The organism is Archangium lipolyticum, from assembly GCF_024623785.1.
In the GTDB taxonomy this organism is placed as follows: domain Bacteria; phylum Myxococcota; class Myxococcia; order Myxococcales; family Myxococcaceae; genus Archangium; species Archangium lipolyticum.
Genome location: NZ_JANKBZ010000004.1, coordinates 1 through 13,571, shown reverse-complemented (window position 1 = coordinate 13,571; position 13,571 = coordinate 1). Strand labels below are relative to the sequence as shown.

12 protein-coding genes are annotated in these 13,571 nt (G+C 66.3%); 8 read left to right on the top strand and 4 right to left on the bottom strand.

Annotated elements, in window-relative coordinates; genetic code table 11:
- Nucleotides 1-2,018: 2,018 nt before the first annotated feature.
- Nucleotides 2,019-2,684, bottom strand: a complete 666-nt coding sequence (locus NR810_RS10190; RefSeq protein WP_257450772.1) for a hypothetical protein — start codon at nucleotides 2,682-2,684, stop codon at nucleotides 2,019-2,021.
- A gap of 737 nt (nucleotides 2,685-3,421) precedes the next feature.
- On the opposite strand from NR810_RS10190, the gene NR810_RS10185 reads away from it, so the two are divergent.
- The 8 genes from NR810_RS10185 (at nucleotide 3,422) to NR810_RS10150 (ending at nucleotide 11,422) form a co-directional block, all read left to right on the top strand.
- Nucleotides 3,422-3,877, top strand: coding sequence for a hypothetical protein (locus tag NR810_RS10185; protein WP_257450770.1), 456 nt, complete (start codon nucleotides 3,422-3,424; stop codon nucleotides 3,875-3,877).
- A 153-nt stretch (nucleotides 3,878-4,030) separates the two neighbouring features.
- Nucleotides 4,031-5,113 carry a serine/threonine-protein kinase gene (locus tag NR810_RS10180; protein WP_257450768.1) on the top strand — a complete coding sequence of 361 codons (1,083 nt, stop codon included), beginning with the start codon at nucleotides 4,031-4,033 and terminating at the stop codon, nucleotides 5,111-5,113.
- A gap of 9 nt (nucleotides 5,114-5,122) precedes the next feature.
- Nucleotides 5,123-5,563: a helix-turn-helix transcriptional regulator gene (locus NR810_RS10175; protein WP_257450765.1), complete on the top strand. Its 441-nt coding sequence runs from the start codon at nucleotides 5,123-5,125 to the stop codon at nucleotides 5,561-5,563.
- A 31-nt stretch (nucleotides 5,564-5,594) separates the two neighbouring features.
- A complete protein-coding gene (locus NR810_RS10170) occupies nucleotides 5,595-6,002 on the top strand; it encodes a helix-turn-helix domain-containing protein (RefSeq protein ID WP_257450763.1) in 408 nt (135 codons plus the stop codon).
- 181 nt (nucleotides 6,003-6,183) lie between these two features.
- The gene (locus NR810_RS10165; protein ID WP_257450761.1) at nucleotides 6,184-8,289 is read left to right on the top strand and encodes a serine/threonine protein kinase; all 2,106 of its coding nucleotides are present in this window, start codon (nucleotides 6,184-6,186) and stop codon (nucleotides 8,287-8,289) included.
- Between the two features lie 84 nt (nucleotides 8,290-8,373).
- On the top strand, nucleotides 8,374-9,318 hold the full coding sequence (locus NR810_RS10160) for a DUF2381 family protein (RefSeq protein ID WP_257450744.1): 945 nt from the start codon (nucleotides 8,374-8,376) through the stop codon (nucleotides 9,316-9,318).
- Nucleotides 9,319-9,503: 185 nt separating this feature from the next.
- Nucleotides 9,504-10,949 (top strand): SitA5 family polymorphic toxin, encoded by a 1,446-nt coding sequence (gene sitA5 / locus NR810_RS10155; protein WP_456062028.1) that lies wholly within the window; start codon nucleotides 9,504-9,506, stop codon nucleotides 10,947-10,949.
- Nucleotides 10,946-11,422: a DUF2019 domain-containing protein gene (locus NR810_RS10150; RefSeq protein WP_306818061.1), complete on the top strand. Its 477-nt coding sequence runs from the start codon at nucleotides 10,946-10,948 to the stop codon at nucleotides 11,420-11,422. The genes sitA5 and NR810_RS10150 overlap by 4 nt, the downstream gene beginning before the upstream one ends.
- A gap of 245 nt (nucleotides 11,423-11,667) precedes the next feature.
- Here NR810_RS10150 and NR810_RS10145 read toward each other — a convergent pair whose 3' ends face one another.
- From NR810_RS10145 to NR810_RS52065, 3 genes are all read right to left on the bottom strand, one after another.
- Nucleotides 11,668-12,135 carry a GNAT family N-acetyltransferase gene (locus NR810_RS10145; RefSeq protein ID WP_257450739.1) on the bottom strand — a complete coding sequence of 156 codons (468 nt, stop codon included), beginning with the start codon at nucleotides 12,133-12,135 and terminating at the stop codon, nucleotides 11,668-11,670.
- Nucleotides 12,132-13,250, bottom strand: a complete 1,119-nt coding sequence (locus NR810_RS10140) for a SagB/ThcOx family dehydrogenase (RefSeq protein ID WP_257450737.1) — start codon at nucleotides 13,248-13,250, stop codon at nucleotides 12,132-12,134. Before NR810_RS10140 ends, NR810_RS10145 begins: the two co-directional genes overlap by 4 nt.
- Before the next feature lie 107 nt (nucleotides 13,251-13,357).
- Nucleotides 13,358-13,571: hypothetical protein (locus NR810_RS52065; RefSeq protein WP_306818060.1), on the bottom strand; the 214-nt coding region annotated here is incomplete at its 5' end.

The window sequence follows — 13,571 nt, the reverse complement described above, 5'->3', positions numbered from 1 at the left end:
GCCTCCACTGGCCCGAGATTCGCGCCGCGCCCCGGCGCCGCCCCCGCGCCGCTGGCCGCTGGTGGATCTGCCGCGCCCCTGGTGCCGCTGCTGGCGCTTCGGGTGGCGCCACGGCGCCCGAGCTTCGCGCCGTGTCTGCTGCCGCGCCCTGGTGCTTCCACCGCGCCCGAGCTTCGGCTGCCGCTCCCCGGTGCCCCCACCGCGCCGCCGATGCGCCCCAACAGGCCCGAGGCTCGGCTGCCGCCCCGGTGGCCTCCACGGGCCCGAGCTTCGGCTGCCGTGCCCTGGTGCCATCCACCGCGCCCGAGGTTTGCACCGCTGGCGTGCCTCCACCGGCCCGAGGTTCGCGCCGCGCCCTGGTGCCGCTGCCGCCGCTTCGGGTGGCTCCTTTCCGCCCGAGCTTCGCGCCGTGTCTGCTGCTGCCCCTGGCACCGTCCGCCGCGCCCTGGCGTCGGCCACCGGGCCCGAGGCTCGGCTGCTGCCTTGGTGCGCTCCACACCGCGCCGCTGATGCGCTCCACCGGCCCGAGGTTTGCCCCGCGCCCTGGCCGAGGTTCGCGCCGTGTCTGCTGCCGCGCCCTGGTGGCGCCTCCACGCGCCCGAGCTTCGGCTGCCGTGCTCCGGTGTCTCCACCGCGCCCGAGGTTCGCGCCGCGTCCGGGTGCCGCTGCGCTGGGGGGCCGCTGCTGGCGCCCCACCTCGCCCGCGCTTCGCGCCGTGTCTCTTGCCGCGCCCGAGGATCGCGCCGCGCCGTGTCTGCCGCTGCGCTGGGGGGCCGCTGCTGGCGCCCCACCTCGCCCGCGCTTCGCGCCGTGTCTCTTGCCGCGCCCGAGGATCGCGCCGCGCCGTGTCTGCCGCTGCGCCACTGATGCGCCCCACCGGCCCGAGGTTCGCGCCGCGCCCTGGTGCCGCTGCCGCGCCCTGGTGGTGCCTCCAAGGGCCGGAGCTTCGCGCCCTTGGTGGGCTCTACCGCGCCGCTGATGTGCTCCACGGGCCCGAAGTTCGGCTGCCGTGCTCTGGTGCTTCCACCGGCCCGAGGTTTGCGCCGCGCCCTGGTGCCGCTGCTGCCGCTTTGGGTGGCTCCACTGCGCCCGGGGTTCGCGCCGTATCTCTTGCCGCACCCGAGGGCGCGCCGCGCCGTGTCTGCCGCTGCGCTGGCGGCTCCATCCGCCCGAGGCTCGGCTGCTGTCCTGGTGGCCTCCGCCGCGCCCGCGCTTCGGCTGCCGCTACGCTGGGGCGCTGCCGCGCCTGGGGTTGCGCCGCGCCCGCGCTTCGCGCCGTATCCGCTGCTGCCCGCCACCGGGCCCGCGCTTCGGCTGCCGCGCCCCGGTGCCGCCGCCCTGGTGGCGCCCTCCACCCGCCCGAGGTTCGCGCCGCTGGCCTCTGGTGGATCCGCTGCGCCCTGGTAGCCACCACCGCGCCCAGGCTTCGCGCCGTGTCTGCTGCCGCGCCGCTGGTGCGCTCCACCGCGCCCTGGCGTCGTCCACTGGCCCCGAGGCTCGGCTGCCGCGCGCTGCCGGTGCCCTCCACCGGCCCGAGGCTCCCCCGGCCCGAGGTTTGGCTGCCGCGCCCTGGTCCCGTTGCCGCGCCCGAGATTTGCGCCCGGTGGCCATCCGCCGCGCCGCTGATGCGGGCCCGAGGTTCGCGCCGTGACCATGGTTCGCGCCGCTGGCGCCTCCACCGTGCCGCTGATGCGCTCCACCGGCCCGAGCTTTGGCTGCCGCGCCCTGGTGGATTCCACTGCGCTCGGGGCTTGCGCGGCGCCCTGGCGGCCTCCACCGCGCCCGAGCTTCGGCTGCCGCTGCGCTGGTGCCCCCCAAGGGCCCGAGGTGCTCGCCGCGCCCTGGTGGCGTTGTGAACTTCACCGGCCCGAGCTTCGGCTGCCGCGCTGCTGGCGGCCTCCACCGCGCCCTGGCGTCGTGCTCCCTTGGCGCCGTGCTCGAGGACTTCGGAGCCGCGCCAATTCCGCCGCCCTCCAGAGGCCCGGATTGCTGCGCAACCGGGGCGCCAGGTCTGAGCCCTAGGGGGCTGGGCGCAGCGTCGGGCGGCGCGGTGGAGGCACCAGGGCAGGCAGCCGAGCCTCGGGCCCGTGGACGCACCGGGGCGCGCCTCGGGCGCGGTGGAGGCACCAGCGGTGCGGTGGAGGCCACCAGGGCGCGGCAGCCGAAGCTCGGGCGCGGTGGAGGCACCAGCGGTGCGGTGGAGGCACCAGGGCACGGCAGCCAAGCCTCGGGCCCGTGGAGGCACCGGGGCGCGCCTCGGGCGCGGTGGAGGGCACCAGCGGCGCGGTGGAGGCACCAGGGCGCGGCAGCCGAAGCTCGGGCACGGTGGAGGGCATCAGCGGTGCGGTGGAGGCCACCAGGGCGCGGCAGCCGAAGCTCGGGCACGGCAGCCGAGCCTCGGGCGCGGTGGAGGGCACCAGCGGCGCGGTGGAGGCCACCAGGGCACGGCAGCCAAGCCTCGGGCCCGTGGAGGCACCGGGGCGCGCCTCGGGCGCGGTGGAGGGCACCAGCGGCGCGGTGGAGGCCACCAGGGCGCGGCAGCCGAAGCTCGGGCACGGCAGCCGAGCCTCGGGCGCGGTGGAGGCACCAGGGCACGGCAGCCAAGCCTCGGGCCCGTGGACGCACCGGGGAGCGCCTCGGGCGCGGTGGAGCGCACCAGCGGCGCGGTGGAGGCACCAGGGCACGGCAGCCGAAGCTCGGGCACGGCAGCCGAGCCTCGGGCGCGGTGGAGGGCACCAGCGGCGCGGTGGAGGCACCAGGGCGCGGCAGCCGAAGCTCGGGCGCGGTGGAGGCACTAGGGCGCGGCAGCCGAAGCTCGGGCCTCGTGGAGCTCATCAGCGGCACGGTGGAGCACCAGGGCACGGTGGAGGCACCGGAAGGGCGGCAGCCGAAGCTCGGGCGCGTGGAGGCCACTAGGGCGCGGTGGGAGGCCACCAGGGCACGGCAGCCGAGCCTCGGGCCCCGTGGGCCTACCAGGGCGCGGTGGAGGCACCAGGGCACGGCAGCCAAGCCTCGGGCCCGTGGAGGGAGACAGGAGCACAGCGGGCCTCTCGGGGGGCAGGGCGCCAGGGGACGGCAGCCGAAGCTCGGGACCTGGGAGGGTCCGCACGGGGCGCACCTCTCCCGCCCGCTCAAGTCGGGGCGGCCCTGTTGACCCCCGCAGTCGGCTGGTCCTTCCCTTGGTTGGTCCCGCATGTTACCTACCGGTCTACCCACCAAGGTTCACGGCTGGTCTATTCGTCCAACCGTTGTCACAACTCGCGAGGTGTCCATGCCGAACGCCCCCCATGCGCGCCGGATAGTGGCTCGTGTTGCCCGTGCTCGCCCCCGTCCCTTTCCCCTCACGCCTGCCTTGCTGGCTGTGCTGTTGCTGTGCCCCGCCGCATGCGCCAGCGGCCCACGTCCCGAGGTGTTCCGCGCCATGCGGGACGTGCTCGCGGATCTGGACGACTTCGGCGCGCTGCTGCTGGAGGCCGGACTACCGGCTGACATGCTGCCCCCAGGCCGGGACGTGTCTCCGGAGGAAGCAACGCGGCTGCGCGTCACCTTCGGTCTGTATCCGCCCACCTCCCGCACCTATGGCCCGCGACTCGTCGCGGACATGCTGCTGCGGGAAGTCATCGGAGGCACCGCCTCCGTGAAACGCTCTGAGCTGGATTCACGCCTGCTGCGCTACCGCGAGTTAAGCGTGATGGGCTCTGACGGCTTCCTCTCCTCCGCTCTCACCGGCACACCCACCCAGTGCATCGGCCCTGTGGAGGTGAAAGGCGCCACGCTGCGGGCGGGTGAGTACGAGGTGGGCGGCTTCTACGCCCCGGATGGCAATGGCGGCTGGTTGCGCGTCGTCTTCCTCCCGCCCTTCAAAAGCGCGCCGTAGCTCCCTGCAAAACCTTCCACAAACAGGAATCACACCATGCCATCACCAGGAAACAGCCCCCGGCGAGCGACTCGCCAGGGAGCGGATCGTTACAGGGATTATCGTTTCTCTTTCGAGTCGGGGGATTATCGCTATGACGTAGAAGCGCCCCTCTTGATTCACCCCGACTTTGACACGCTCTTGATCGCATCACGTCGGCACCTCAAGAAGAAGGAACGTCGGAGCGTCGTACTCAAAAAGGTTGGTGCCATTACCGGACGCGAAGCGCGGGCGCGTGCCACGGAAGAGGTTCGCCTCGCGGGGTTTCTGCATCATCCCCGAATCGCGCGGGTGTTTGATTTCGTCGTTCACGACGGCACCCCCTTTGTCGTCATGGAGCACGCGAAAGGCTCTTTCCTTTTCACTCTCCTGGATTTGGCGGCGGCGGTGGAGTACCGCCTGCCCATTCCCTTCGCTGTCCACGTCGCCGCCGAGGTGGCCGATGCCCTGGCCTATGCGCACGAGTGCGAGGATGACATGGGGACTCCCTTGCACATCGTCCACCGCGCCGTGGGGCCCATGCGAATCCGCCTCACATTGGATGGCCGAGTCAAACTGACCAATTTTGGGGCGGCTTACTCCGAGTTGGCTGGGCGCATGCCCACACCGCGCGATTTGCTGAGAGGAGATCCAGCCTACATCGCCCCGGAACTCCTGCGCGCCATCTACGCCGCCAACCAGAGGAAGTCAGACCCGCTCGCCCCGAAAGAACTCGACGGGCGCGCGGATGTCTTCTCCTTGGGGCTGGTGCTGTTGGAAATGCTGACGGCGAAGTATCCGCTAGACCCGCTCGGGCTCCTCCCCGAGCGCCCCGCTACGCGCTTCCCTCCAGGCATTCGTACCGAGCGCCCCACATGGATAGGCTTGGACGTGTTGGCTAACCGCGTGCTCCGGTTTGGGACGGAAGAGGTATCGCGGGCGACTGGGTTTGTTGCCGAGCCGCTCCAAGCTGTCCTGATTCGAGCCCTCGCGGCGGACCCTGGCCAGCGTCACCAGACAGCCGCCGATTTGCGCGACGACTTGCGCGGCTACCTCCGCGAGGTGGCCGGGCCTTCCTACGGGCGACAGCAAGTCATGGCCGAGGTTCAAACCGTTGTGCGGATGGCCACTGAACGCAAGAAGCTGGCAGCCCAGCCGATGGAATACGGCGTGCTCCCCGACCTGGAAGATTTGCAAGACGAAGCGAACGGCGGTTGAGGCTCCATCATGTCTGACAGACACCCCACACAAATCAAGCTGGCAAGGTACTTGGGAGCCGCCGCGCGTGAATGTCGGTTGCGTGCGAATATGACACAGGCAGACGTGGCGGATCTGGTCAACATCGCCACGGAAGTGTATGGCCGCATTGAGCGGGGGGGAGTGCTCCCGAGCTTGCCCACCTTCCGGCGCCTGTGCCGTGCCCTCCGAGCGGATGCCAACAAATTGCTAGGGCTCGACGTCCCCCCCGCGTCGCAGGCGTCGGGGCGGTCATCTGCGGAAGCGTCGGAGCCCTTGCCCGTGGATGCCCTGGAGGAGCCCATATCTACGCCAGAGGACCCGCCCGGATTGCGGCGCCTGTTCCGCTACCTCAAGAAGCTAACTCCGGAACAACTCCGCGCAATCGGCCATGTTGCTAGTACCTACCTCAAGCCATATGAACGCCGGTAGGACCTACCAGCGCAATCAGAGGGGCTGACACATGGATGACTTGGATTCTGAATACGGAGACCTGATGAAAAGCCTTGGTGAGGCGGCCCGTGCCGTCCGCGAAAGGCTGAACGTGACTCAGGCCGAAATCGCCAGGGGTGCCGGAATTGCCCCAGCCGTTTACGGGAGGATTGAGCGCGGCCACATGATGCCCGCCGTTCTAACGCTGCGTAAAATCGCGGTGTCCCTCGGCATCTCGGCGGACGTGCTGTTAGGCATTACCTCGAAGGAGGTGGCCAAGAACATGGACGAGCCACCGCCCGAGGGAGATTTGACTCCCGAGGTGCGCCGACTCGTGCGCACCTTGAAGACGTGGCCTGACGAAAAGGTCAAGCTCCTGTCGCGCTTCGCCAAGCTGCTGGAGCCGGTGCAGGTGCCCGACTCCGAGCCGGAGGCGTGAGCGAGCTTTGGCGTTGGGGCCGGGGCGTGGGCGGCTCGCATTCGTGCTCGGCGCGGACGTGCCATGGAGGGGACTGCCTTCCGCCCCGGCCCCAGCTTCCAACCGGGCGAGCATGCGCGAGAACGACCCAACCGCGCGCGTTGGGTTCTGCTAGAGTCGCGGACCTTCGGAGGTTCGCGGCATGGTCATTCATCTTCCAAAAGACGGCGCCCGGGTAGGCGACTACACAATCCGCCACAAGCTAGGCGAGGGCGGCTCTGGCTATGTCTACAAGGCCGAGCGCGGCGGGCGTTACTTCGCCATCAAGTTCCTTTCGGAATTGGAGTGGACCGGCTGGAACCGGCGGGAAGTCACCATCATGGTCCGCCTTCAAACCCTCAACCTCCAAATCCCAAACGTGGTGGGCTTTCGCGGGTGCGAACGGTGGCCGGACCCGGACATAGGCTATCCATACATTGTCATGGATTTCGTCCCCGGGTTGACCATGGATAAGTATGTCCAAAAATTCAACCCCTCTCCCCGGGTGGCATTGGGCAAGTTCCTGAAGATTGCGAAGGCCATGGGGGAGGTGCATCGGCTCGACGTGCTGCACCGGGACCTGAAGGAATTAAACATCATCATCCGAGCCGACGACGGCGAGCCAGTCGTGATTGATTTTGGCTACGGAGCCATGAAGGGAATTCAGACTGAAACAGGGCCGGGGCGAGTGCCCCCCGGGACGCCCGAGTATCGCAGCCCCGAGATCATCAAGTTCCTGAGAGGTGAGACGCCAGAGGACATATACACATACACCGTGTCTGACGAGTTGTGGGCAATGGGAGTAATTCTGTATTGGCTGCTGACGGATGTAATGCCGTTCGGTGGCCGGTTGGAAAGTGGGCTGAATGATCGGATCCGCCTGAATACACCCAGGGCGCCCCACCTCATCAATCCGCGTGTGCCCGAGTCGGCAAGCCGCTTGTGTATGCGCATGTTGGAGAAGGACCCGCAGGCACGCTTCAAGGGTGATGACGAGTTGTGCGCCGCACTGGAAGCGGTGCTGAGTGCCGCCGAGGGTGATGCAAGTTGGGATTTGCCGTTGATAGATCCCCTCTCCCCCCACGATGCGACAACGGCAGGCAATGCGAGTGCGGACGAAGAGCCGAACGGAAGGGCGAAGGAAGTGCAGCAGTGGATAGCAGCGCACAAACCCCGGCGCGGCTGGTGGCCTGTGGAGGAGCCACCGGCACAGGAGCAGGAGGCGCCCCCGCCCCCGTCCCCGGACGAGTTGCCCTCCCCCAGGGCCAAGCCGGAGGCGCCCGCTGCGGGCCCAGTGGCGGACGGGGCGGCGCCAGGAGGGGCCCGGGGCGTGCGTCGCTGGCTGGGAGCCTCGGGCCCCCTTCCCATGGGGGCCCTGATGGTGGACATGCTCAAGCGGCCTCCCCTGGCGCTCGTGGCGGGGCTCGCGGTGGTGGCGCTCGCGGTGGGCTCCCTGGGGCCGCTGCAAAAGCCCGCCCCCGCTCCGAGTGTCGCGCCTGCCTCCATGGCCCAGAAGGCCGCGCCCCCACCTAGCGCGTCTGCCAGCGGTGGGGAGACGGAAGGGGCCGCACCCATCCGCGAAGTGGCGCAGCCGCACAACCCAGCCGAAGCTAACACGGGCGCGGCGCCCGTTAGGGCCCAACCCCCCGCGCCTACCCCTACCGCCATGCTTCGCAAGTCAGACACGACGAACAAGCCAGACGACGCGCCCAAGCCCCAGTCGCAACGCGCGGGCAGGCTCCCCCCCTTGAAGAGTGCCGCCGCTGTGGGCGCTACCTGTGCGCTGCTTGAGGGCTGCACTGGAGGCACGACCCCCCAGGTGCGCCCCACGCCCGCGCCTGTCGAATGCCCCGCCGATTGGAAGGCGTCACACAAAAGGTTAGGCATTTTCAGCGGGGGGGGAGGCGTCGTGCTGCAAGGGTACGAAGGGGAGAACACCGAGAGGGCTCCTCTGCGGGAGGGCCCGGTTACCGTTGTTGCGCAAGACGTTGGAAAGCTGCCTCGGGGCACCTTGCTTTCGGGGACGTTGCAGCTTGGGGAAAGCCGCTTTTATGGCACCTTCACCCGGGCGCAGATTCCAGGCGGGGACGCCTACCCCGTGTGTCTGGTTATTGGCCTGGAGGTCCCGTCAGCCATGCCGGGTGGACCGGATTGCCCCGCCGGTCTGGGCGACTGCCCCGCGCACGAGAGCAGGCCCGGCAACGTGAAGATGTTCACCCGCTTTGACGTGTTCCCGAAGGGCTCTAGCTACCAGGGCGGTTTTTTCTAGACAGTGCCGCCGCACCCTTGCGCCTAACACGGGCCCACCGGTTGTCTGACGCGGGCCCGCTTGCATTCTGGAGGTTGGATTTCCGTGCTGCCCCCGTCCCCTGGCGCTCTCCTGGCGCTCGCCCTTCTCGCTGGCGCCGCACAGGCCGCCGAGCCGCCGCCCCCCGTCCCCCTCTGTGCTGCTACCTCCCGCATCGACGTGGCGGCGGACTCCACGGGACAGGCCCCCGAGGTGTGCGTTAGTCCGAACGAGACGACAACGTTTGCGTTTGACTCCCGCCTTGCTGCGGGGGCCGTGGAGGTCCAGCCAGAGGGCCGCCTTGCGGATTGGACCCCGGGCAAAGAGGGTCTGACTCTCCACGTCATTCCCAAGGGGGATTTTCTGCCAGGGGAGAGGGTAAAGGTAACGGTGCGCTTCGCGGATGGCGCGGCCCCGGCAGGTGCAACCTTCTGGCTCGTGGGCCATGCGGCAAGGGGGGCGCGGCGCGTGGAAGTGTTCCGCAAGCCCCGCCCGGCGGACGTGCTCCAGAAAGAGAAAGACGAAGCACAGGCCGAAGCCCGCCAATGCCAGGAGGACAAGGCGCGGCTTCTGGCCGAGCGCAAGGAGCCCGGCGGGCTCATGGGCGCCGCGTGGCTGGAGCGTGAAGAGGAGGTTGAATCGCGAGACATTGGGAGGGACTTGAAGCACGACCCGGCCAACGCACTACGGACAGAGAAGGCCCGAAGCTACAGCCAGCGCCAAGGCGTAACCCTCCCAGGAGGCATGGCGGTAAGGCTTCAACTCCTAAACCCTGGCGCCGAACCCTGGACGGCGGCGGGGGCGGTGTTGAAGGACGCGACGGGCGCGGAGGAGGTGGAGCTTTCCGCGTGGCAAGTGTCGGCCATTGCTCCCGGCGCCCGTGGCTTTGTCGTGATGGGCGCCAAGCGGGAGCCGGGGCAACTCGCCTGCCCCTGCACCCTCAAGCTGTGGGAGGCGCAAGGGCCGCGCACCGTCAACCTCGGGAACGTCACCTTCCCGGCTGGGGAGTAAGCTGGGAAGCAAGGCGCGGCGCGCGAGTAGTGCCGCCACCCCATCCGGCGGGAGGGAAAACCAACCTACCCGATGGGTTTTCAGCACCTCACCAGACCCGGCGGCTTGACCTAGCTATCAGCCGCTTTCTGTAATCGACGGGTTTGGGCTTCCAGCTCGGGCGGCTCGCCCGGAGAGGTGCGGCAATGTCTAGGCATTCTGTCGATACTCGCCCCGTGGACACACGGCGGCCCCAGCGCGCGGGTGCGCTGGCCCTGGCGGCGCTGATGCTGGTTACAGCGTGCGCCACGGGGGCCCCCATGGGTGGAGGGTTGACGGCTTCCCGTTACCGTCAACCCGTGCCGCACGACTCGTCCGAATCATCGGGGCTGGAAGCGGAAGCCGAAGACGGGAGCCAGGAGGGAGAGGCTTTCTTTGCCAAGCTGCCCACGGACTTTGCGCCTGTGCAGGTGAGTGACGCCGAGTTTTCGGAGACCATGACAACGCTTTGGCTCAACATGCCGCTTCGGGTGGCCGCGTCCCGTCCCCCGTTGTATGTCGGCCGTAGGCTGGCGTTGGCTTCCGCGCCCTTGAGTGGCGAAGCGTGGCAATCAGACCTGGCCCGCTCCTATGGGCATTTTTGCGAGCGGTGCGGCACGCCAGGGGATTGCCTGACGTTGTTTGAAGACGGGCCCCGCATTCAGGATGACGACAAGCGAAGCCTTGCGCTCGCCCTGGCGGTGGGTCCTGCCCTGGAAGGCGTAAACGCGGAAGTGCGGGCCATGCTCGACCCTACGCGAATGCTCGCGATGATTAGCATTAGCATCACGGTTTATATGGCGCTGCTGTTGGCGCCAGTGCCCGAGCCGATAACGAAGGGCGCGGCCCTGGTGTTTAGTGCCGCCCTGTGGGGTTACCTCGGTTATGAATTCTTCGATTTGCTGCGGGCCTATGCGCGGCTTTACGAAGATGCGCCCCGAGCCTCCACCTTTGCGGAGCTGCACGAGATTGGCGAGCGTTTCGGGCGTGTCATCGGCCCCAACAGTGTGCGAATTCTCGTCATCGTGGGGACGGCGGCCATTGGTGAAACGGCGGCCCTTGCTTCCAAGGCTCCAAAGCTCCCCGGATTCATGCAAGCGTCGGAGAGAGTCGCGACTCGCACCGGGTTGGGCCTGCTGGAGACGGCAACCGGCGCCGAGCGCCTTATTGTCTCTGTGCCCGAGGGGACGATCCGCGTGGTGTTGGCGCCTCATGCAGTGGCCATGGCCGCCCGGGGCGTTGCCGCTGGGAGCCCGGCCCCGACTCGGGGTAAGCTCCTGCCGAACGGACACAGGGCGTGGGGGTCGTTTGGTGGCTTCAAGTCGGCTATGGGAAAGGCGGGCCCCGGAAAGGAATGGCATCACATCGTGGAGCAGACCAAAGGCAACGTAAAGCGGTTCGGGGGCGAGGCCCTGCACAATACCGAGAATGTCATCGCACTAGACAAGGCGATTCACACACGGGTTAGTGCTCTCTTTTCTAGAAAGATGCTTAGGATTACGGGCTCAAGGATTCTGACGGTGCGTCAGTGGCTCAGCACTCAGTCCTATGAGGCGCAACGGGAATTTGGCCTGCTGGCCATTCAGAACGTCAGAAACGGCATTTGGCCATGATTGATTTGCAAGGTCTTGTGGCGGAGTTTGTGCGGCATGTGCAGGCAGAAACCGAGGCGGCTTGGCGGGGCGACTCCAAGACAGCGAACAAGCACGTTGATCAGTGCTTAGCCGTGTTTGACAAACTGCGGGCTCATGGTGACACCGGACGGGATGCGCTCGCGGTGCTCTTCACGCATCCACGAATGGACGTGCGTGTGTCAGCGGCGGCGCTGCTGTTGCGCCATCGCACGGCGGAAGCCAAAGCGGTTTTGGAGGAAGCAGCGAAGGGCACAGGACTGGTCCCTTTTGAAGCATCCCAGGCGTTGAAACGCTGGGAAGAGGGTACATGGGCCCTAGACCCTGCCGACGATGATGTGGGGTCGCCCGAAGCGACCGGCCCGGCAGCGCCTAGCAAGCGCAGCCGACCGCGCACGGAACGCGCCGCGCCTGACAGACGGAGGGGGAGCAAGCGGGATAAACGTGGCGGGTGATCTCGAAAGGGCCCGGCAGTCGAAACTCGGGCCCGGTGGAGTCCGCCAGGACAGCCCGGCAGCCACGGCGGGCACCTCGTGCCGGTGGAGGCCACCGCGGGGCCCGGCAGGCAAAGCTCGGGCCGGTAGAGGGCCACCAGGGCCCAGCGTAGAGAGATGCCCAAAGCTCGGGCCGGTGGCGGTGGACACCTCGGGTCCACAAGGGCTTGGCTTTCATGCTGAGTTTTTTACAGTTAAATGTCTGCTCAGATGAATTTCCTCATTCGGATGGCCACCGTCTTATACCCGAGACTTACGTACATGTGTCGTGCTCGCTCATTGTGACCAAAGACGTTAAGAGAGATGCTGGCGAGGCCGAGTTCTCGAACAATCTTCTCAAGCTCTAGCATTGCAAGCTTACCAAAACCCTTTCCTCTGTAGGGCGGGTAGATGAGAAGATCCCAAACATACGCTTCGTCTCGGCCTGATTCCCGCCGCACCCCGAACCAGAGGACTCCGATCTGGAACTCATCATTGACGATGCTGTAGAGAAATTGGTTTTTCGCGTCTGGGCGCCCTTCGGGCAACAGGGAGTCAAAAGATGCCCTTGCCATCTCAAGCCCACCTGCTGGAGGAAGATCATGCGCTCTCGAAAGTTCATCGGCGAGAGACTGCACTGCGTCCTGCATATAGACAGCAAACTCGCCCTCATTCATTTTCTTTAAACGAATCATGCGATCTTGGGGTTGGGCTCGATTCGAACCGGATCGACGATGCTGGGCTGACCTGACCTTGGGCCCAAGAGTATGGTATACACTACAGACTGGGTGATCGAGTTCAATAACAGCGTGCGCTCTGCAAGTGAGTCACTGATCGCGCTGGTGGGAGCTGACGCAAGTCCATGTAGAGTGGCCGTCAATAACATGTTTTGCGCGATATGGCCAGACTCAATGAGTACAACACGGTAGCCCGTGGGATGAGGGTATTTCCACATCGTTCGATCGAAGTTTGCCACCAGAAAAATAGCTGCGGCGGCATTATCAAACCAGGGCTGCCCCCCCACAAGTTCTCCTAAATTCGGCAATTCTGAGTCATTAACCAACCCCAAGGAGTTTTCGGTAGCTGAGTAGTGATAAACTCCTCGTGGAAGTTCCTCCACATTACGCGCGTAGACGAATGCCTCATATGGATTCCTGCCACCAGCTGACGGAGTCATCTTGAGCGGGATTTGCCCCATTCCTTCAAGAGGTGATTCAATGAACCCCGTTATTCCAACTCCTGCGACCAAGCAATCGCGCAACTGCTCTACCGTAACAGGCTTATCGCCAAACCCTCGATAGCTTCGACGATTTCGCATGACCGAAAGGATCTCGGAGTCGAACTGAGGTGGGGCAAGCTGCACAACGGTTTTGTATCTTTCGTTCGTCGAATACAGAGGAACTATGGGTGTAGTGGAGAGCCTATTGGTCAACCAGAGACTGGTCGCCTGCGGAGTGAGGTACTGAGGGTTCTTGATTCCAAAATGATAGAAGGCTGTCTTCAAATCCCAGTTCCATTGCCTCTCAAAATGGATGTCGCGTTCACCTAGAGGCGTGTCCTTGACGACCATCAAGCCGAGATCAACTAGGCGCAGCAATTGGATCGATATTGTTCGAGGATCGTACCAGTTGCTAAATAAAGCGAACAGTGTTGCTGGAGGTTGCCAAACGCTGGCCGCCGTAAGCAATGAAATATCAAGCTGGTCGATGGCCGCTGAAGAGTTGGTGAGAAAGTTTGACGCCGAGATAGCTCCATCATCGAACGCAATGAGGAGGGTTCGAGCGCGACGAATGTACGTTTCAGCGGTCATGTTTTTATCTATGCCAAAGCAAGGCACACGTTAGGATGTAGGAAGACTGCGCGGCAGAGCGGATGTGCGCGGCGCTCCGCTCTGCCACAACGCGCTTTATCGCGACATTAGCTGACGGACGGGTGGTGCATCGCCGGGGCGAGCGACGGGTGGTGCATCGCCGGGGCGAGCGACGGGTGGTGCATCGCGGGGCTGAGCGACGGGTGGTGCATCGCCGGGGCGAGCGACGGGTGGTGCATCGCGGGGCTGAGCGACGGGTGGTGCATCGCCGGGGCGAGCGACGGGTGGTGCATCGCGGGGCTGAGCGACGGGTGGTGCATC